Source organism: Candidatus Microthrix subdominans (genome assembly GCA_016719385.1).
Lineage (GTDB): Bacteria > Actinomycetota > Acidimicrobiia > Acidimicrobiales > Microtrichaceae > Microthrix > Microthrix subdominans.
On the sequence record JADJZA010000001.1, the window covers coordinates 746,996 to 765,485 of the forward strand.

The window sequence follows — 18,490 nt, forward strand, 5'->3', positions numbered from 1 at the left end:
CCGCCCTGCTGCCCGCCCGACACGTCGGAGTTCGCGGCCGGCACCTCGATCGACGTTAGGTGCCTGCGCGCAGGGAGCGCAGCGAGCCGAGCACCTCGGGCGCGGCGTCGAGAAACGCGCTGACGTCGGCGACGGTGGTCGACCAGCTGAGCGAGACCCGCATCGAACGCTGGTCGTCCACGCCCATGGCGGCGAGCACCGGTGAGGGCTCCAGGCCCTCGGTGGCGCAGGATGAGCCGGAGTGCACCGCCACGCCGGCCTGGTCGAGGCCGATCAGCAACGGCTGGGGTTCGACGTCGTCGAACCCCAGGCACACCAGGTGATCCAGCCGGTCGACCGGATCGCCGAGCACCCTGACCCCCTCGGTGCCCTCGGCCCAGGCGATGACCCGGTCGGTCTGGGTGCGGGCGAAGCGGGCGCTGTCGTCCAGGTCGGCCGTTGCGGCCTCGAGAGCGGCAGCAAACCCGCAGGCCGGACCGACCGCCTCCATGCCTGCCCGCCGCGCCCGTTCCTGGTCGCCACCGACGATCAGCGGGTCGAGACGCAGTCCGCGACGCACGAGCAGGGCGCCGATGCCGGGCGGTCCGCCCAGCTTGTGGGCGGAGACCGACATCAGGTCTGCGCCCAGGTCGTCGAAGGCGATCGGGTCGTGTCCCAACGCCCCGCATGCGTCAATGTGGCACAGCACATCCCGTTCGCGGCAGGATGCGACCACCTCGGCGACCCGTTGGCGCGTACCCACCTCGTGGTTGGCCCACTGCAGGTGCACCAGGCCGGTGGGCTCAGCCGATGTGGATGCGTTCACCCCGTCGAGCAGCCCTTCGGTATCGACGCGACCCGACCGGTCGACGTCCACCCAGGTGACCGGGCCCCGCTCGGCCCAGGAGCGCACTGCCGAGTGCTCGACCGCGGCGGCCACCGAGTGTGGGCCCCGCTCGGTGGCGCCGTAGGCGGCTGCGGCGATCGCTTCAGAGCCGCCCGAGGTGAACACGACCGACCGGCTGCGGGCCCCGACCGCCGTCGCCACCCGCTCCCGGGCCCACTCCAGCCGGGCCCGGGCCTCCATGCCTTCGGTGTGCATACGCCCCGGGTCGCCCGCGGGTTCGGCCCACGCCTCGATCAGCTCGGCACGGGCCTCGGGGCGAAGTGGCTGGGTCGACGCTCCGTCAAGGTAGGCCCGAGGGGCGCTCACGTGGCCATCGTGGGATCGGTCACATTTGCCATGGTGGATCGCAGTCTAGGAGCGGCTCGTCGACCGGACGGCGCGTCGTCGGACGCGGGCGGCTGCGGCCCTGCTGGCGGATCGCGCCCAGGAAGGGGAGACTGGCCCCTATGGCTCCAGCATCTCCCATTACCCGCGACGACGTCATCGAGGCACTGCGGCCCGTGGAGGATCCCGAGCTGCACCGTTCGATCGTCGACCTCAACATGGTTCGCGACATCCAGATCGAGCTGCCGGTTGTCTCGGTACTGATCGCCTTGACCATCCCCGGCTGCCCGCTGAAGGCCGAGATTCAGCGACGCGTGTCCGAGGCGGTCACCTCGCTGGCCGGCGTGGATGAGCTGAAGCTTGAGTTCACCTCGATGACCGACGGCGAACGGGCGGCGCTGCGAGAGCAGCTGCAGGGCGATCCGGCGGCGACCGCAGGCAGCCAGCAGGGCCACGGCCACGCCGAGGGCCGTGCGATCTCCTTCGCTCAGCCGGGCAACCGCACCCGCGTGCTGCTGATCGCCTCGGGTAAGGGCGGCGTCGGCAAGAGCTCGGTGACGACCAACCTGGGGATCGCACTGGCCAACATGGGTAAGAAGGTGGGGATTCTCGACGCCGACGTGTGGGGCTTCTCGATCCCACGCATGCTGGGCATCGAGCAGCCACCTACGGTGATCGACTCGATGATCGTGCCCCCGGTGGCCAACGGCGTGTCGTGCATCTCGATGGGCTTCTTCGCCCAAGAAGACCAGGCGGTCATCTGGCGCGGCCCGATGCTGCACAAGGCGCTGGAGCAGTTCCTGACCGACGTGTACTGGGACGAGCCCGACTACCTGCTCGTCGACCTGCCGCCGGGCACCGGTGACATCTCGCTGTCGTTGGCCCAGTTCCTCCCCCGGGCCGAGGTCTTTGTGGTGACCACGCCCAACCAGGCGGCCCAGCGGGTCGCCCAGCGCAGCGCGTTCATGAGCCACAAGGTCAACCTCGAGGTGAAGGGCGTGATCGAGAACATGTCCTGGTTCACCGGCGACGACAACAAGCGCTACGAGCTCTTCGGTGCCGGAGGTGGCCAGGAACTGGCCGATCGGCTTGAGGTGCCACTGCTCGCCCAGATCCCGTTGGTGTCGAAGCTTCGAGAGGGCGGCGACCACGGCCGGCCGATCATGGCGGTCGACCCCGATTCCGAGGCGTCGAAGGTGTTCGAGAGCCTGGCGGCTCGTGTGGACACCGAGTTGGCCCCCACCCGACGTACCCACCCGGAGCTCAAAATTCTCTAGACCGCCTGGTGGCGAATGGTGCCCTGGACGGCCGGGCGTCAGTCGCACCCGGTTGCGAACGACAGGGCCTGGCACACCTGGGCCATGGCATCGCTCGACAGTGCGGTAATTCGCTGGGTCAGGTAGCCCCGCTCAACCAGTCTCAGGTTGTCGAGCGTGGCGACACACTCCTGGGGCATGCCATCGTCCGGGCCCAGCCGTACCTCGGTGGGGATCGCTCGGATGGTTCCGGTGCAGGGCACGGCGACAAGACGCGTGAGTACCTGCGTGGCCTGGCTGCGGGTGAGGATCAGGTAAGGGCGAGGCCGCTCTCGTGGAGGCTCGAACCACCAGACCTCGCCACGTCTCACCATGAAAAGCCGGCCCGCCGTTCTTCCTCGTCGAGATCCCGGGCCATTCGACGACCAGCATCGTCGGCCTCCGCCTCCAGGTCGCCCCACTCGTCGACGGTGCCGGGCGGGATGCGGCGGTAACCCTCAACCCACTGCTCGATCTTGGCATTGGTATCCAGCTCGGCCAGGCGCTCTGAGAGAACCTGGCGGATGAACGCCGAGCGGGATTGGCCGGCCCTTTTGGCCTCGACGTCGAGGCGTTCGACGAGATCGTCGTTGAGCTGGACCATCGTCTGCGTCCGAGACATAGCCCAATGATAGCCCTACTGCCGGCCGGGTGGAAGGGCCCGGCAGGAGAGTTCAGGGCGGCCGTGGACGGTCGACCAAGCCCTCAGGGCGCCGCCGCCTAGGCGAACTCGCCCGAGTAGGCGAAGAGGCCAGGGGCTCCGCCGGTGTGGAGGAACAGCACCCGCTCGTCGTCGCCGATCAGGCCCCGCCGAACGACGTCGATCAGCCCGGCGGCAGCCTTGCCGCTGTAGACGGGGTCGAGGAGGATGCCTTCGGTGCGGGCGAACAACTCGATGGCCTCGGTGGCCTCGGCGGTCGGGATGCCGTAGCCGTCGCCGCAGTAGCCGTCGAGGATGTCGACCGTGCCCTCGGGCACCGGCTCGCGGTCGAGCATCGGCCCCAGCGCATCGAGCAGCGTGCGGGCGGCGGCCCGGGAGCGGGCGGCGCCCTCGTAGGTGTCGAAGCCGGTCACCGCGGTTCCGGCCCCCAGCAGGTCCATGCCGGCGAGCAGCCCGGCGTAGGTGCCGGCGGTCGAGGTGGCGCTGACGATGCGGTGGAACCCGATCTCGGATTCGACCGCCTGCTCGACCAGTTCGATTGCGGCGTTGACGTAGCCCAGCGCACCGACCGGTGAGGACCCGCCGGTGGGGATCCAGCTGACGATCTCGCCCGCCTCCGCCGCTGCCTCCTCGACCGAGCTGATTGCGTCGGCGGTGTCCTGATCGTCGCTCACCCGGTGGACCGGGGTGCCCAGGATGCGAAAAAGCGTCTGGTTGCCGTTGGTCTGGTAGTCGCCGTCGACGCGGGGCACCATCTCGCTGAGGATCAGGTCGCACCCCAGCCCCAGGGCGTTGGCGGCGGCGGCGGTCTGACGGGCGTGGTTGGACTGAAGCGCCCCGAACGTGCCCACTCGCGCTGCTCCGGCGGCCCGCGCCTGGCCCATGAGGAACTCCAGCTTGCGCACCTTGTTGCCGCCCATCGCCAGGCCGGTGCAGTCGTCGCGTTTGATCCAGATCTCCGGTCCGCCGAGCGCCTCGCTCAGCCGCTCGCACGGCTCGAGCGGGGTGGGCAGCGTGGCCAGGTGTTCGCGGGGGTGGGTCGCCAGTTGGGCCCGGGCGTCGTCGATCACCTGCGCTGCGGTCCGTTCATCGGCGTCGGTGGAGGTCCGGTCGGTGGTGCCGGGCTCGTTGGCGGGGGGCTCGGTGCTGGTGGGGTCGGTCGACATCGCTCCATCTTCGCAGGCACGCGCTCCCTCGGGTCAGCTCCCCGGTGACGAATCGGCCCCGACGGCGACGCCACGTAGCATGAGCCGTCGGCGGCACTGCCTGCCTCGGACGACCTTCAGGAGTATTCAGTGGACATTCGTATCGGAGTGACCCAGGCCCCACGCGAGCTGGACCTCACCGTCGACGACAACCTGCGCGACGAGATCCACGAGCGGATCGACGAAGCGGTCGCCGCCGGCGACGGCGTGCTGTGGCTGACCGATACCTCGGGCCGAGAGGTCGCCGTGCCGGTGGCCAAGATCGCCTACCTCGAGATGGGCCGCGACACGGGCGGCCGCTCGATCGGGTTCTCGAGCTAATCACCCGGTGGACATCCCACTGCTCGATCGCAGGCTGTTGTTCGTCACCGGCAAGGGCGGGGTAGGCAAAACGTCGGTCGCCTCGGCCCTGGCGCTGCTCGGGGCGCGCCAGGGCAAACGCACCCTCGTGTGCGAGGTTGACGCCAAAGGCAACCTGGCCGACTTCTACGGGGTTGGCCCCCTGGAGTTCGCACCGACCGAGGTGCAGCCCAACCTGTACGCCATGGCGATGAACACCGAGGAGTCGCTGCGGGAGTACCTCAAGTTGCAGCTGAAGCTGCCGTTGCTCGCCCGGCTGGGACCGGTGGCGAAGATGTTCGACTTTGTCGCCACCGCCGCTCCGGGGGTGAAGGAGATCCTCACGGTCGGCAAGATCGCCTACGAGGTGCGCGAGCGCAACTACGACCTGGTCGTCGTCGACGCGTCGGCCTCCGGTCACGTCGTCGGACAGCTGGCCTCGCCGGTCGCCCTCGGCGAGCTGATCAGCGTGGGCGTGGTGCAGGCCCAGACGGCGTGGATGATCGACCTGCTCAAGGACCCCGCTACGACCGGGGTGGTCGTCGTGGCCACCCCCGAGGAGATGCCGGTGAACGAAACCCTGGAGCTGGTCGGGCGGCTCGGCACCGAGACCGAAATCGACCTGGCGGCCGTCGTGGCCAATCGGGTGCTGCCCGAGCTGTTCGGCCGGGCCGAGCAGGAGCTCTTCGACGAGCTGGCCACAGCCGTGCGCGGCGCCGATCAGCCGGTTGCTCAACCCAAGGTGGCATCGGGGTCCGGCGCCACCACGCTGGCGGGGCTCGACGGAGTGGTCGAGGCCGCCGAGCTGGCGGTGGGGTTGCGACGCTCGCGCGTGCCGCACCTCAAGCGCCTACGGGCCGGGCTGCCCGAAGGCGTGCCGTTGCTCAACCTGCCGATGTTGTTCATCCGCACCCACGGCACCCGGGCGACCCACGCCATCGCCGGCCTTCTCGAAGACGAGCTCGTCTGATGGCCGGCTCGAGCATTCGCAACCTGGCGTCGGGTCGGGAGATCCTGATCTCGGCGGGGTCCGGTGGCGTCGGCAAGACGACGACCGCCGCAGCGGTGGCGACGATGGCGGCCGCCACCCTGGGGCTGAAGGTGCTGGTCATCACCGTCGACCCTGCACGCCGTCTGGCCAATGCGATGGGCCTGGAACAGTTCGGCAACGTCGAAAGCCGGGTGCCCGACGAGGCGTTTCAGGGGGCCGGCGTCCGTCCGACCGGCGAGCTGTGGGCGGCGATGCTCGACACCAAGGAGAGCTGGGACGACCTGGTGCGACGGCATGCCCCCGACGCTCAGACCCGCGACGCCATCCTGGCCAACCCCCTGTACGCCAACATCAGCTCGCGGTTCGTGCAGAGCCACGACTATGTGGCGATGGAGCGGCTCTACGAGATCCACTCCTCGGGGCGCTACGACCTGATCGTCGTCGACACCCCACCGACCCGCAACGCGCTCGACTTTCTCGATGCCCCCCAGCGCATGGCCGACTTCTTCTCCAGCCGGCTGCTGCGCTGGTTGATCGCGCCGAGCCGGTCGCGGGTGCTCACCCTTGCCTCCAAGCCGTTCTACACGGTTGCGGACCGCATCCTCGGCAGCCAGTTTCTGCAGGACATCGCCGAGTTCTTCATCCTGTTTCAGACGATGTACGACGGGTTCGTCGAGCGGTCGGAGGCGGTCAGCCGACTGCTCGCCTCCGACGACACCAGCTTCATCGTCGTCTCGACGCTCGAGGTTTCTCCGGCACGGGAGGCCAAGTACTTTCTCGCCGAGCTGAACAAACGCAACTACGACGTCGGGGCGCTGGTGCTCAACAAGACGCTGCCGTCGACCCTGACCGACCAGGCCTCGACCGTGACCGCCCACGACCTGGTCGAGCACGGTGCCGAGCGAGCCGAGCCGCTGGGCGAGGCGCTGGGCCTGGAGCAGGACCGGCAAGCGCTGCTCGGGCGCATGCTGCCGGAGTTGGGGGAGAACTTCCTCCGGTTCCAGCTGGTTGCCGGGCGCGAGGCGGAGGAGCGCGATCGGTTGGCCGTCGGCGCCGGCACGGTCGCCTCTGTGCCCTACTTCACCGAGGACATCACCGACATCGCCGGCCTGGTGCGGCTCGGGAAACGACTGTGGGACGAGAACCCCGCCTAAGCGAGGTGCCCGAGGCCCCGGGCGACCAAGCGCGGGTGCCCAGCGATCCGGTCGAGGATCATTTGCGTCGCCTGGCGGTTGTGTGGGGGGTGTTGTCCGACCTGTCCTTCGCCGACCTGTTGTTGTACGTCCGGGCCGGCAAGGGCTATCTCGTTCGGTCCCAGGTGCGGCCGACCACCGGCCAGACGATCTACGAGTCCGACCTGGTGGGGGTGTGGGCCAGCGCTGCGGAGCGGCCGTTGGTCGATCGGGCCTGGCGAACGGGTCGGATCGAGCGCGGCGACCTGTTCGTCGAGGAACTCGAAGATTGGGTGGCGGTTCAGGCCACCCCGGTGACCTGGCGCGGCGAGGTGGTCGCCGTGATGTCCAGCGAGCAGGCGCCTCCGCCCCGTCGCCAACCGGGGGAACTGGAGCGCGTCTACCAGGCGATCTTCGGTCGCTTGGCCCGGATGATCACCGCGGGCTCTTTTCCCTATCCACCGGGCCCCGAGGACCGGGTGCCGCGCGAGCCGCCACGGGTCGGGGACGGCCTGATCCTGCTCGACGGCGACGGACGGGTGGAGTTCGCCTCGCCCAACGCCACTTCGGCGCTCAACCGTGCCGGGGTGGAGGGCCAGATGCGCTCCACCCATTTGGCCGAGGCGGGGCTCGATCAGCTGGCCACCCGTCTGGCGTTTCGTACCAAGCGCCCGACTTCGGAGGAGGTGGCTGTCGGTCCGGTGGTCATCGATCTCGAGGTCTTGCCGCTGTTGGTGCGCGCCGAGGTGACCGGGGCGGTCGTGTTTTTGCGTGACGTCTCCGAGATCCGCCAGCTCGACCTGTTGCTGCTCAGCAAGGACGCCACGATCCGCGAGATCCACCATCGGGTGAAGAACAACCTGCAGACGATCTCCTCGCTGCTCCGCTTGCAGGGCCGGCGCATCTCCCAACCGGAGGCGATCCGCGCCGTGCAGGAGTCGGTGCAGCGGATCCAGGCGATCTCGGTCGTCTACGAGCTGCTCAGTCGGGAACACCGCGACGACGTCGACCTGCGCGAGATCGTGGCGGCGATCGTTCGCAATATGGATCAGGTCACCGGCGCCCACGTGAAAATACGGCTGGCCGGCACCGCTGGGCGAGCACCGTCCGACGTGGCGACGCCGCTGGCCATCATCGTCAACGAGCTGATCCAGAACGCGCTCGACCACGCCTTCCCCAACCTGGGGGAGGAGGGCCAAGCCCAGGCGAGGGGTGTGGGTGACGCTCGATCGAAGCGGAGCCGAGCTGCACATGAAGGTGGTCGACAACGGGGTCGGCGTCGACGGGAGCATCGATCCGAGCAGCGGCGGTCTGGGGCTGTCGATCGTGTCGTCGCTCGTCACCGAGGAACTCGGCGGCACGATCGAGATCGGTCCCCGGCGTCAGGCGTGGGGTGGGGGAGCGGAGGCCGACGAACCGGGCACGAGGGCCGTGGTCGTCGTCGAGGTGCCGGACCTGGGTGCTCCGAGTGGGGACGACCCCACCCAGGAGCTACCGGTGATGCACCTCGGGGTGGCTAGCTGGCGCGCCGGCGGGCGGCGACCCACTGGCGGCGAAGCTTGCGGCGCTCGTCCTCGGAGGTTCCGCCCCAGATGCCCGAGTCCTGGTTGGTGGCCAGCGCGAACTCAAGGCACTGCACCTTGGAGTCACAGGCGTCGCACACAACCTTGGCGCTGTCGATCTGCTCGATGGCCGGCCCGGTGGTTCCGATCGGGAAGAACAGATCGGGGTCGGTGTCGCGACACGCAGCGGTCGAACGCCAGTTGTCGGTGTCGGTGAAGCTGCCGGGCTTGAGCGTCAGGGCCATGTTTGTCCTCCGGGTATGCACGGGTGCGCGCACAAGGTGCGCGCTTGGCAAGTCGACAGCACAATGTTTCGCTGGCAGCGCCGGGGGTTTGGCGCAGCCACGAGGGGATGTACTGAGTGGGCGCTCAGCAACCTATCCAGAAGTGGCAGAGCTGTAAAGGAAAAGTTTCACAAAGTGAAATGTGACTTCGGTCACCCGTGTGGTGTGTGGGTCGGGTCGCGCCGAGTTGTGCAAGCGTAGCGACCGTGACCAAACCCGATCGCTCGACCAGTGTCCCCACCCTCGCAGAGCCGACCGCCGCGAGGCCAAACCCTGTGGAGGCGCCGTCGCCGGGGCCCCAGCCGACCGGGCCGATCATGCCGCTGATACTCGGCCATCGCGGCGCATCGGGTGATCGGGTGGAGAACACGCTGGCGGCCTTCATCGAAGCCGGCGAACAGGGCGCCGACGGCGTCGAATTGGACGTCCGCCTCACCGCCGATCAACAGCTGGTGCTGTCGCACGACCGTGAGCTCGGCGACGGCACCCGCATCGACCGCACCAGCGCTGCCGCCCTTCGCAAGCTGGCCCCGCTGGAGTCGCTGCCGGCGGCCCTGGAGGTGGCGCCCGGCGTCGTCAACGTTGAGGTGAAGTCCGACGAAGCGTCCGAGCAGCTCGCCCGGCGCATCGCCACGATCGAGCTGGTGCTCGACGACCTGGCCCGGCGGCCGGCGACCCAGCGCTTCGTGCTGTCGTCATTCGACCTCGACATCCTCGTCCTGTTGACCCAGATGGGCGTCGGCCACCCGACCGCCTACCTCACGATGGGCGTGCCCCGTCCGGATCTGGCCCTCGATGTGGCCTCCTCGCTGGGCTGCACCTCATACAACCCGTGGTACCCCGAGGTCGACGAGTCACTGATCGCAGCCGCTGCCGATCGGGGCCTGGAGGTGTGGACCTGGACGGTGAACGACTTCGACCATGCGGTGAACCTTGCCCACCTGGGCGTCGGCGCGCTGATCACCGACCACCCCGGAGCCATGCGGGCACACCTCGCCGCCGCCGGCTTCGTCGACCGGGTTCTGGACGGCGGGGACGCTGGGGCCCCGGGGTGACCAGCGACAGCGCGTCGCGGCGGCCGCTGAGCTCCAGCCCGCCCACCTCGCCCAGGTAGTCGCCGTCGACCTGCCAGGGAAGGGAGCGCAGCGCCTCCACACGCGCCTCGGAGAACTCCCCGAAACAATCTCACCGAGGGGTGGTCGGCGAGGCCGCCGCCGCAGCGCCGCCCCTGACAGGCTCAGCAGGTCGCCTGCCCCGAAGCGGGTGGCGACCACCAGCGTGGGCAGCGCGTCGAGCGTGGCCTGCGGGTCGACATCGAAGGGCCGGCTACCGACGTAGGTATAGGGGTTGGAGTTGAGGACGAGGCACTGCCACCCCTCGACGATCTCACCGTCCACGTCGACGCGCAGCCACGGCGAGGTTCGGTCGGTGTCACGGAAGAATGCGGTCAGCCCTGCGTAGATGAACAGCACGTGGTTGAGGTACCGCTTGAGCGCTCCCCGCCGTTCCACCTCGGCGACGGTGGCGGCGTCCCAACCGATACCGAGGTGAAAGGTGAACCAGCGCGGCGCCTCGGTGATGACCGATGCAGGCCCTCGCCCGCCCAGGTCGCTGCCGGGTTCGAGGGGGTGAGGGCGTCGACCCGGCCGAGGGACACCCGCCGGATCAGCCCAAGGTCGAGGGCGTCGAGCAGCTGCAGGCACGCCTGGACCGGGTCGTCGGCCAGTCCCAGCGTGCGGGCGAGCACGTTGGTCGATCCGCCGGGCAGCACCGCCAGGCGCAGTCGCTGCCGACCAGCCCGTTGGCCACCTCGTTGAGTGTGCCGTCGCCGCCGAGGGCGACGACGATGTCGACGCCGTCGACGATCGCGGCGCGGGCCAGCTCGGTGGCGTGGCCGCGCCGCTCGGTGAGGGCGACGCTGACGTCGTGGGCGCCGGAGAGCAGCTTGGCGATGACGACGCGCTTGCGGGCGGTCACCGACGAGGCGGTCGAGTTGGCGATGAGCAGGATCTTCAAGGCGCCCGAAGCTACCGGGCCTGGCCCGGTGCCCAGTGCTCAAGGAGCGACGCCGGGACGGGTGGGGGGAGCCCGCCCGGTTTTGTTCGGGGGTCGCCCTGTTGGCAGACTGGCGCACATGAACGTTGTCGTCTGCGTCAAGCAGATCCCGGACCCGGCTGAGCCTGGGGATCTGGATCCCGAAACCAAAACCCTCAAGCGCGAGGGCAAGCTGATCCTCGACGAGTCCGACAGCTACGGCGTTGAAATGGCGCTGCAGCTGGTGGACAACGCCGGGGAGGGCGAGGTCACGCTGATCTCGATGGCCCCCAACGAGGAGGTGTCCGGGCTGCGCACTGCGCTGGCGATGGGCGCCGCCAAAGCCATCCTCATCAGCGACCCAGCGCTCGCCGGCAGCGATGCGCTGACCACCGCCAAGGTGCTCGCCGCCGCCGCCAAGCGGGTGGAGGGCGCGGACCTGATCCTGACCGCCACCGAGAGCTCCGACGGCTACACGGGCACCGTTCCCGAGCAGCTCGCCGCCGTGCTCGACCTTCCTTCGGTGACCTTTGCCAAGGAGGTCGAAGTGGGTGACGGTGCCGTCAAGGTCCGTCGCCAGACCGAGGCCGGCTTCAACGACGTCGAGTGCCCGCTTCCAGCGGTCGTCTCGGTGACCGCCGGCGTGGTCGAGCCCCGCTACCCGTCCTTCAAGGGCATCATGGCCGCCAAGTCGAAGCCGGTCGAGAACCTGACCGTCGCGGACCTGGGGCTCGACGCCTCGCAGGTGGGCTGGGCCGGTGCCGGTCAGGAGATCATCGACATCGCCAAGGCCCCCGCCCGAGAGGCCGGCGAAATCATCGAGGACGAGGGCGAAGCCTTCCAGTCGGTCGTTGACTACCTCGCCAACCTGAAGATCATCTGAGGAGCTGGACATGTCTGTTTCAACCATTTGGGTCTATACCGACCTCACCCAGCCCGAAGAGGGCCACGGCGAGCCCACCTCCACCACCCTGGAGCTGCTGGCCAAGGCCTCCGAGCTCGCTGACACGGTCGTTGCCGTCGTCGGTGGCTCCGGCGACTCCCTCGCCGCCACCCTGGGCGCCCACGGCGCCTCGAAGGTGCTGGCGACCGGCGACCTGACCGGCCGCCTGCCCGGCCCGCCCCTCGCAGCGGCCATGGCCGACGCGATCGCGGCAGATGCGCCCGACGCCATCCTGTTCGGCACCAGCTACGACGGCCGCGATGTGGCCGCCCGCCTGTCGGTGCGCCTCGATGCCCCGGTCATCACCAACATCGTCGAGCTCAACGAGGTCGACGGCGCCCTGGTCGGCGTCGAGCCGGTCTTCGGCGGCACCACCAACGTCACCACCAAGTTCACCGGGTCCACCCCCGGCATCTTCCTGGTGCGCCCCAAGTCGTTCGCCGCAGCCGAGTCGCCCTCCGGCGACGCCGCCACGGTGGAAGCGCTGGCCGTGCCCGAGCTGGGTGCCGTCGGTGCAGCCAAGGTGACCAACATCCACGTCGAGGAGACCGAGGGGCCGTCGCTCGACGACGCCGCCATCGTGGTCGCCGGCGGCCGTGGCATGGGCGACGCCGAGAAGTTTCAGGCGGTGGAAGACCTGGCCAAGCTGCTCGGTGCCGCCCCCGGCGCCTCGCGGGCCATCGTCGACGCCGGTTGGGTGCCCTACAGCTACCAGGTCGGGCAGACCGGCAAGGTCGTCAAGCCCGACGTGTACATCGCAGCGGGCATCTCCGGCGCCACCCAGCACCTGGTGGGCATGAAGGGCGCCAAGCACATCATCGCCATCAACAAGGACGCCGAAGCGCCGATCTTCTCGGTCGCCGACCTCGGCATCGTGGGCGACGTGCACAAGGTGCTGCCCAAGCTGATCGAGGCGATCCAGAGCCGCTGAGGCGATCTGGGCAACAACGTGATGTGAAGTCGACGGCGAGCGGGGGAGACCCCGCTCGTCGCCGCGTGCGGCCCCGAACGGTCGGAGTGAGCGTCGACGGTCGGCACCGTCGTCGCCAAGCGGGGCGCTGGTTCAGTAGCGGGCCGGCCCCCTTGGGCGCAGCACCGGCGGTGGGTCAGATCAGCGGCCAGGGGTAGCGACGCCCGCTGGGGTCACTGGGCAGCACACCCACCAGCGCCAGGCGCTGGGCTCGATCGACGACGGCGTTCAGCTCCTCGCCGGAGAGCAGCTCGCCGAACTCCGGATCGAGTTCAGCGACCGAAAAGCCGGCGAGCCGGGTGCGCAGTTCGACATCGAGGGGCTGGGCGGCGTAGTCCCACAGCACGGTCCGCAGCTTCTCCTCGGAGTGAAAGCACAGCCCGTGGTCGATGGCCCACAGACGCCCGGCGGCGTCGGGTAGGCAGTGGCCGGCTTTGCGGTCGGTGTTGTTGGCGATCACATCGAACGCTGCCAGCCGGGCCAGGTGGGTGTCGAAGCGCTCGTCACCGACCAGGTCGAACGCAGACACGCTGAGGTCGCTGGGCACGAAGTACTGCACGGTGCCCACGCCCAGTGGGGCATCGTGGCGCACCTCGGTCGGAGGCACATAGCGCCACCCCAGTGCCTCGTCGAGCAGGCGGGCGGCCCGCTCGCGCCGCCACAACCCGGCCGGGAAGTCCCACAGCGGTCGCTCGGCCCGTTCCGGCTTGTAGATGGCGGTCAGCTCGTCGGCCCCGGCGTGAACCCGCACGAGAAAGGTTCCGTTGGAGCTCCACGGCATGCGGCCCAGGATGTCGATCTCACCGGTGAGCAACGCTGCGGTCGCCGCCGGGTCGTCGGGCTCCAGCGTGGAGCGCAGCTCGATCTCGTCCACGCCCGGTCCGCTCTAATTCAGTCGAGGGCAGGCGTGCCCATCGGGGTCGATCGGACGCCCGCACAGCTCGCAGATCGGTCGGCTTCCCGCCATTAGCCGTCCGGCCCGCTGGGCGAAGCCGCGGGCGGCGGCGGCGCTCATCCGGATCCGCAGTTCCCTGGGCTCGGCCGCTGCGTCGTCGAAGGAGGGCTCATCGAGGAACAGGCTGTCGTCATCCTCGTCGACGAAAACCAGTTCTTCGGCGACGACGACGACCGATCCGTCGGCGTCCTCGGCCGAGACCAGCAGGTTGCCGACGACGAAGCTCTCGGTGACCGGCTCGATCAGCTCGCCCAGCGGCTCGACCGGGCCGTCGTCGCCGACCAGTCGCATCAGGAACTGGGCCAGGGCCAGCACCTGCTCCTTCTCGCAGCGCAGTGACGTCACCCGGTGGCCGTCGCGGGCCTGCATGTAAAACACCCGATTGCCCGGTTCGCCCACCGAGCCGGGCAGGAAGTCGTCTGGTTGGTCGAACATTTCGAACTCGTCGCTCATGCCGGCGCGAGTGCGGTCAGGTCGCCGCCGGTCGAGTTGACCGCCAACACGATCGGGGTGGAGGCGCCCAGCACGATGGGGGTCACCGAGGTGGGGCTGATCACCAGGCGCTGAAACTCGTCCAGGTGGGTGCCGGCAGCGAAGGCGACGAAGGTCTTGATCAGGTCGGCGTGGGACACGAGCACGACCGCACCGCCGGCGGCACGCTCCGCCCAGTGGGTGACGGCGTTCACCATGCGGTGCTGCATCTCGAGGAACGACTCGCCGCCGGGGAAGCGGAAGGTCGAGGGATGGTTCTGCACCGCCGGCCAGTCGGGCAGCTTGCGCAGCTCGTCGAGCTTCTGGTTGGTCCATTCGCCAAAGTCGGCCTCGAGCAGCCGATCGTCGGAGGCCACCTCCAACCCGAGGGCCGAGGCGATCGGAGCGGCGGTCTGCTGGGTGCGCTCGATGTTCGAGGAGACGACGAAACGGACCCGGTCTCCGAGGGGTGCGATGCGCTCTGCGACCGCCTCGGCCTGGGCCTGCCCGGCCGAGGACAGGTTGTTGCCTGGCGTTCGCCCGTACAGCACGCTACCGGTGCTTTCGGTCAACCCGTGACGGACGAGCAGCACCAACGTGTGCTTCGTTCCGTGGTCCGGGTCTGCGGTGGGCTCGGCGGCGGTCGGGGGGTCGCTGGTCGCCGCATCGGCGCTGACGTCGCGGGAAGGTTGGGGGGTCATCTCGACGTCAGGATACTGCCGGGCAGCGATCCCAACGACTCGGTCATCCTCCCGCCGGGTGGAGCTGACCGGTGTGACCTGATGGGGGCGTCGGGATCGGGGTGGCAAGCTGGCTCGATATGGATCCAACCCCCGACGTCGAGGCCGAGGCTGCCCGCACCCTGGCGACCATCGCCGACGAGGTGTCGCAGTGCCGGGCGTGCCCTCGGCTGGTCGAGTGGCGCGAACGGGTTGCCCGCGAGAAGCGTGCCGCCTACGCCGACCAGGAGTACTGGGGCCGAGGCGTACCTGGCTGGGGGGACCCGCTGGCCTCGGTGGCGGTGGTGGGGTTGGCCCCGGCGGCCCACGGGGCCAACCGGACCGGCAGGATGTTCTGTGGCGATCGGTCGGGGGAGTGGCTCTACCGGGCGTTGTGGCGGGCCGGTTTCGCCAGCCAGCCCGAGACGACGTCCCGCGATGACGACATGGTGCTGTCGGACGTCTGGATCACGTCGCCGGTGCACTGCGCCCCACCGGACAACAAGCCCACCGTCGTCGAGCGGGACACCTGCGTCGGGTTCCTCAGCCGGGAGTTGGCCGCGTTGCCCCGGTTGTCGGTCGTCGTCGCCTTGGGTGGCTTCGGGTTTTCGGTGCTCAGCCGGCTCTACGACCTGAGACCCCGCCCCCGCTTTGGTCATGGCGTGGAGGTGCCGATCCCGGGCGGGCCGACGCTGCTCGGTTGCTACCACGTCAGCCAGCAAAACACCTTCACCGGACGGCTGACCGAGGACATGTTGGACGCCACGTTCGCCAGGGCCCGCCATCTCGCAGGCCTGGCACCGCACGTCTAATGGGGTTGGGGGGGGGGGGGGGGGGGGGGGGGGGGGGGGGGGGGGGGGGGGGGGGGGGGGGGGGGGGGGGGGGGGGGGGGGGGGGGGGGGGGGGGGGGGGGGGGGGGGGGGTTTTTTTTTTTTTTTTTTTTTTTTTTTTTTTTTTTTTTTTTTTTTTTTTTTTTTTTTTTTTTTTTTTTTTTTTTTTTTTTTTTTTTTTTTTTTTTTTTTTTTTTTTTTTTTTTTTTTTTTTTTTTTTTTTTTTTTTTTTTTTTTTTTTTTTTTTTTTTTTTTTTTTTTTTTTTTTTTTTTTTTTTTTTTTTTTTTTTTTTTTTTTTTTTTTTTTTTTTTTTTTTTTTTTTTTTTTTTTTTTTTTTTTTTTTTTTTTTTTTTTTTTTTTTTTTTTTTTTTTTTTTTTTTTTTTTTTTTTTTTTTTTTTTTTTTTTTTTTTTTTTTTTTTTTTTTTTTTTTTTTTTTTTTTTTTTTTTTTTTTTTTTTTTTTTTTTTTTTTTTTTTTTTTTTTTTTTTTTTTTTTTTTTTTTTTTTTTTTTTTTTTTTTTTTTTTTTTTTTTTTTTTTTTTTTTTTTTTTTTTTTTTTTTTTTTTTTTTTTTTTTTTTTTTTTTTTTTTTTTTTTTTTTTTTTTTTTTTTTTTTTTTTTTTTTTTTTTTTTTTTTTTTTTTTTTTTTTTTTTTTTTTTTTTTTTTTTTTTTTTTTTTTTTTTTTTTTTTTTTTTTTTTTTTTTTTTTTTTTTTTTTTTTTTTTTTTTTTTTTTTTTTTTTTTTTTTTTTTTTTTTTTTTTTTTTTTTTTTTTTTTTTTTTTTTTTTTTTTTTTTTTTTTTTTTTTTTTTTTTTTTTTTTTTTTTTTTTTTTTTTTTTTTTTTTTTTTTTTTTTTTTTTTTTTTTTTTTTTTTTTTTTTTTTTTTTTTTTTTTTTTTTTTTTTTTTTTTTTTTTTTTTTTTTTTTTTTTTTTTTTTTTTTTTTTTTTTTTTTTTTTTTTTTTTTTTTCAACCGCAGGCGCAGCAGCCGTCAGGTCGCTGCGCCTTCGGCGTGCATCCACCGGCGACGTGTTCCGCCTCAGCGTCCGTCGCAGTGTGCCATCCGCCGGCTTGGCGTAGGTCGAAGTGGCCTTTGGTCACCCCGCTGGTACGCTCCACGGCCGTGCCTACACCCCTCCACCCATTCGGACATTCCGCTCGCCCCGTCGGTCGGTCAGGTTCCGTCCTGCGCCGCCTGTCCGCCGTCGCACTCGCCGTCGGCCTGGTCGTGATGACCGGTTGCGCCGACGTTCCGACCAACTACAACGAACGCGCCGAGGAAAACTTCATGGTCGGCTGCAGGGACGGCGCCTCGGCCGAGTACTGCCGCTGCGTTTGGGACAAGTTGGAAAAGACCGTCAAGTGGGGCGACTTCTCCAAGTTCGACAAGGACCAGCAGACCGCCGATGAAGAGGGCCGCAAGATCAAGGTTCCGTCCGGCATCCAGGCCGCATTCGACTCCTGCCTCGACGACAAGGCCGACGGGCCGACTACCACCGCCAAGGGCGACAAGACCACCACCACGCTTGGCTGATCCCGCCCGGGGTCAGCCGGGCGGCACCGCTAGCACCTACTTCTTGGTGGGCAGGCCCAGGCGAACCTCGGGAGCGGCGCTCGTCGGCCACCGAGACCGGCTGTTCTCGGCCAGCCGGCGCATGAGCGCGATGGCCCCGGGATCGGAGTCCCCCGGACGCGACTCCAGCGTGCCGTCGGCGATCATGCGGGACATGATCTCCCGGCCCAGGTCGGTGCGGACGATCGTCAGCGTCCAGTCGGCGTTCTCGCCGATGCCGCCACACGAGATGTCGGCATGCTCGGCGGCGAAGTCGGGGCAGTGGTTGCAGCCCTCACGCGTCCAGGCGTGGCATTCCTTGAGCGGGATCTCCCGGTAGGTGCCATCGTTGGTCCAGATCTGGAAGACGCCCTTGATGTTCATCTTGGCGATGCTGTTGCGGGCCAGCCCGTACTTGGGCCAGAACAGCTCCTCGAAGATGGCGTCGTCGAACGTCTTGGAGCACAGCAGGCCCAGGTTGAACTTGATCGGCTTGGAGATCTTGCCCACCTTGCGGCTCCACATCACCGGCGGCACCGACGATTGGCAGCTCATGCCGACCAGCGCCAGGCGCTCGTGGCCGGCTGCGAGCGCCTCGTCCATCGCCAAGGTGTTGGCCGAATAGGTGTAGCGGCTGCCAGCGGCCTCCAGGATCTCTTCGCGGTTGGCGGCGACGCCCGGCTTGGCCACCCAGCTGTTGGCGTCGCCCTCCAGGTAGCTCACCAGCGCAGCGTCGATGTAGTGGTGCTCGAGCGCCCACAACAAGATTGCCGACACCAGGCCGCCGTCCTGGCCGTTTTTCAGCACGGTCTCGTCGCTGGCCCGGGTCAACACGATGTCCTGGTAGATCCCGGCGACCTCGTCGTCGGTGCGTTCCCGTGCGAAGAGGTGCTCGTTGGCCTGCGGCTCCCAGGCTCGAAAGCGGGGACAGGCCCGGGTGCACGACGTGCAGCCCTTCTGGCCGTGGATGCAGTCGTCGGGGCCCAGTTCGTCTTCGAGGTGGAACGGTTTGTAGCCACCCTGTTCGTGGTTGTAGCCGATCACGTCGTGGGGGCAGGCGATGACGCAGCCCGCGCAGCCGGTGCACAGGTTGGTGTCGATCACCTCGGCCTTGAGCTCCTTCCACTGGTGGGTCCAGCGGGGTGGCTTGGCCGGGGCGTTCGTCGCAGGTGCGGCTTCGGGGGCGGAGGCAACCATCGCGCGATCTTACTGCCGCCACTTGGGCGATCCCCACCGATATTGTGTGCTTCACCCTCGCCGACCCGTGGGGACCGCCGGTCTCGGCCAACCCCTCCCGGAG

The 18,490-nt window shown here is 66.0% G+C and carries 22 protein-coding genes; 10 read left to right on the top strand and 12 right to left on the bottom strand.

The genetic code is table 11. The features are described from left to right. Positions 1 to 55: 55 nt before the first annotated feature. Positions 56 to 1,192: an aminotransferase class V-fold PLP-dependent enzyme gene (locus tag IPN02_03555; protein MBK9295950.1), complete on the bottom strand. Its 1,137-nt coding sequence runs from the start codon at positions 1,190 to 1,192 to the stop codon at positions 56 to 58. Positions 1,193 to 1,332: 140 nt separating this feature from the next. Here IPN02_03555 and IPN02_03560 point away from each other — a divergent pair, with 140 nt between their 5' ends. Continuing rightward, a complete protein-coding gene (locus tag IPN02_03560) occupies positions 1,333 to 2,487 on the top strand; it encodes an Mrp/NBP35 family ATP-binding protein (GenBank protein ID MBK9295951.1) in 1,155 nt (384 codons plus the stop codon). Between the two features lie 38 nt (positions 2,488 to 2,525). Here IPN02_03560 and IPN02_03565 read toward each other — a convergent pair whose 3' ends face one another. From IPN02_03565 to IPN02_03575, 3 genes are all read right to left on the bottom strand, one after another. After that, positions 2,526 to 2,837 (bottom strand): type II toxin-antitoxin system PemK/MazF family toxin, encoded by a 312-nt coding sequence (locus IPN02_03565; GenBank protein MBK9295952.1) that lies wholly within the window; start codon positions 2,835 to 2,837, stop codon positions 2,526 to 2,528. Further along, positions 2,834 to 3,127 (bottom strand): CopG family transcriptional regulator, encoded by a 294-nt coding sequence (locus IPN02_03570; GenBank protein MBK9295953.1) that lies wholly within the window; start codon positions 3,125 to 3,127, stop codon positions 2,834 to 2,836. Before IPN02_03570 ends, IPN02_03565 begins: the two co-directional genes overlap by 4 nt. 98 nt (positions 3,128 to 3,225) lie before the next feature. Next, positions 3,226 to 4,332: a D-cysteine desulfhydrase family protein gene (locus IPN02_03575; protein ID MBK9295954.1), complete on the bottom strand. Its 1,107-nt coding sequence runs from the start codon at positions 4,330 to 4,332 to the stop codon at positions 3,226 to 3,228. Positions 4,333 to 4,461: 129 nt separating this feature from the next. On the opposite strand from IPN02_03575, the gene IPN02_03580 reads away from it, so the two are divergent. The 4 genes from IPN02_03580 to IPN02_03595 are packed head-to-tail and all read left to right on the top strand — an operon-like array spanning position 4,462 to position 8,393. Further along, complete coding sequence (locus IPN02_03580) at positions 4,462 to 4,692, top strand: DUF3107 domain-containing protein (GenBank protein MBK9295955.1); 231 nt, start codon at positions 4,462 to 4,464, stop codon at positions 4,690 to 4,692. Between the two features lie 13 nt (positions 4,693 to 4,705). Next, entirely contained in the window at positions 4,706 to 5,680 is a 975-nt protein-coding gene (locus tag IPN02_03585) for an ArsA family ATPase (GenBank protein MBK9295956.1), read from the top strand. Further along, on the top strand, positions 5,680 to 6,855 hold the full coding sequence (locus IPN02_03590; GenBank protein MBK9295957.1) for an ArsA family ATPase: 1,176 nt from the start codon (positions 5,680 to 5,682) through the stop codon (positions 6,853 to 6,855). The genes IPN02_03585 and IPN02_03590 overlap by 1 nt, the downstream gene beginning before the upstream one ends. A gap of 5 nt (positions 6,856 to 6,860) precedes the next feature. Beyond that, a complete protein-coding gene (locus IPN02_03595) occupies positions 6,861 to 8,393 on the top strand; it encodes a histidine kinase N-terminal domain-containing protein (GenBank protein MBK9295958.1) in 1,533 nt (510 codons plus the stop codon). On the opposite strand, the gene IPN02_03600 is transcribed toward IPN02_03595, so the two are convergent. Next, positions 8,390 to 8,680, bottom strand: coding sequence for a WhiB family transcriptional regulator (locus IPN02_03600; protein ID MBK9295959.1), 291 nt, complete (start codon positions 8,678 to 8,680; stop codon positions 8,390 to 8,392). The two genes, IPN02_03595 and IPN02_03600, sit on opposite strands and share 4 nt — an antisense overlap. 245 nt (positions 8,681 to 8,925) lie before the next feature. On the opposite strand from IPN02_03600, the gene IPN02_03605 reads away from it, so the two are divergent. Next, entirely contained in the window at positions 8,926 to 9,774 is an 849-nt protein-coding gene (locus IPN02_03605) for a glycerophosphodiester phosphodiesterase (GenBank protein ID MBK9295960.1), read from the top strand. Positions 9,775 to 10,166: 392 nt separating this feature from the next. Here the strand turns inward: IPN02_03605 and IPN02_03610 are convergent, their stop codons facing one another. Further along, positions 10,167 to 10,490, bottom strand: coding sequence for a hypothetical protein (locus IPN02_03610; protein MBK9295961.1), 324 nt, complete (start codon positions 10,488 to 10,490; stop codon positions 10,167 to 10,169). After that, positions 10,385 to 10,735 (bottom strand): hypothetical protein, encoded by a 351-nt coding sequence (locus tag IPN02_03615; GenBank protein MBK9295962.1) that lies wholly within the window; start codon positions 10,733 to 10,735, stop codon positions 10,385 to 10,387. Before IPN02_03615 ends, IPN02_03610 begins: the two co-directional genes overlap by 106 nt. On the opposite strand from IPN02_03615, the gene IPN02_03620 reads away from it, so the two are divergent. Together IPN02_03620 and IPN02_03625 are read left to right on the top strand one after the other, a co-directional pair. After that, positions 10,683 to 11,636, top strand: a complete 954-nt coding sequence (locus IPN02_03620; protein ID MBK9295963.1) for an electron transfer flavoprotein subunit beta/FixA family protein — start codon at positions 10,683 to 10,685, stop codon at positions 11,634 to 11,636. The genes IPN02_03615 and IPN02_03620 overlap by 53 nt on opposite strands. Positions 11,637 to 11,646: 10 nt before the next feature. Continuing rightward, positions 11,647 to 12,627, top strand: a complete 981-nt coding sequence (locus tag IPN02_03625; protein MBK9295964.1) for an electron transfer flavoprotein subunit alpha/FixB family protein — start codon at positions 11,647 to 11,649, stop codon at positions 12,625 to 12,627. Between the two features lie 175 nt (positions 12,628 to 12,802). Here IPN02_03625 and IPN02_03630 read toward each other — a convergent pair whose 3' ends face one another. The 3 genes from IPN02_03630 to IPN02_03640 are packed head-to-tail and all read right to left on the bottom strand — an operon-like array spanning position 12,803 to position 14,793. After that, positions 12,803 to 13,540: a phosphatidylinositol kinase gene (locus IPN02_03630; GenBank protein MBK9295965.1), complete on the bottom strand. Its 738-nt coding sequence runs from the start codon at positions 13,538 to 13,540 to the stop codon at positions 12,803 to 12,805. Positions 13,541 to 13,552: 12 nt separating this feature from the next. Then, positions 13,553 to 14,056 (bottom strand): DUF3090 family protein, encoded by a 504-nt coding sequence (locus IPN02_03635; protein ID MBK9295966.1) that lies wholly within the window; start codon positions 14,054 to 14,056, stop codon positions 13,553 to 13,555. 14 nt (positions 14,057 to 14,070) lie between these two features. Next, positions 14,071 to 14,793, bottom strand: a complete 723-nt coding sequence (locus tag IPN02_03640) for an MSMEG_4193 family putative phosphomutase (protein MBK9295967.1) — start codon at positions 14,791 to 14,793, stop codon at positions 14,071 to 14,073. Positions 14,794 to 14,912: 119 nt separating this feature from the next. On the opposite strand from IPN02_03640, the gene IPN02_03645 reads away from it, so the two are divergent. Beyond that, a complete protein-coding gene (locus IPN02_03645) occupies positions 14,913 to 15,623 on the top strand; it encodes a uracil-DNA glycosylase (protein MBK9295968.1) in 711 nt (236 codons plus the stop codon). Here the strand turns inward: IPN02_03645 and IPN02_03650 are convergent. Further along, positions 15,541 to 16,611: a hypothetical protein gene (locus tag IPN02_03650; protein ID MBK9295969.1), complete on the bottom strand. Its 1,071-nt coding sequence runs from the start codon at positions 16,609 to 16,611 to the stop codon at positions 15,541 to 15,543. The two genes, IPN02_03645 and IPN02_03650, sit on opposite strands and share 83 nt — an antisense overlap. 150 nt (positions 16,612 to 16,761) lie before the next feature. Here IPN02_03650 and IPN02_03655 point away from each other — a divergent pair, with 150 nt between their 5' ends. Continuing rightward, a complete protein-coding gene (locus IPN02_03655) occupies positions 16,762 to 17,172 on the top strand; it encodes a hypothetical protein (protein MBK9295970.1) in 411 nt (136 codons plus the stop codon). A gap of 36 nt (positions 17,173 to 17,208) precedes the next feature. Here IPN02_03655 and IPN02_03660 read toward each other — a convergent pair whose 3' ends face one another. Beyond that, positions 17,209 to 18,387 (bottom strand): Coenzyme F420 hydrogenase/dehydrogenase, beta subunit C-terminal domain, encoded by a 1,179-nt coding sequence (locus IPN02_03660; GenBank protein ID MBK9295971.1) that lies wholly within the window; start codon positions 18,385 to 18,387, stop codon positions 17,209 to 17,211. Positions 18,388 to 18,490 lie beyond the last annotated feature (103 nt).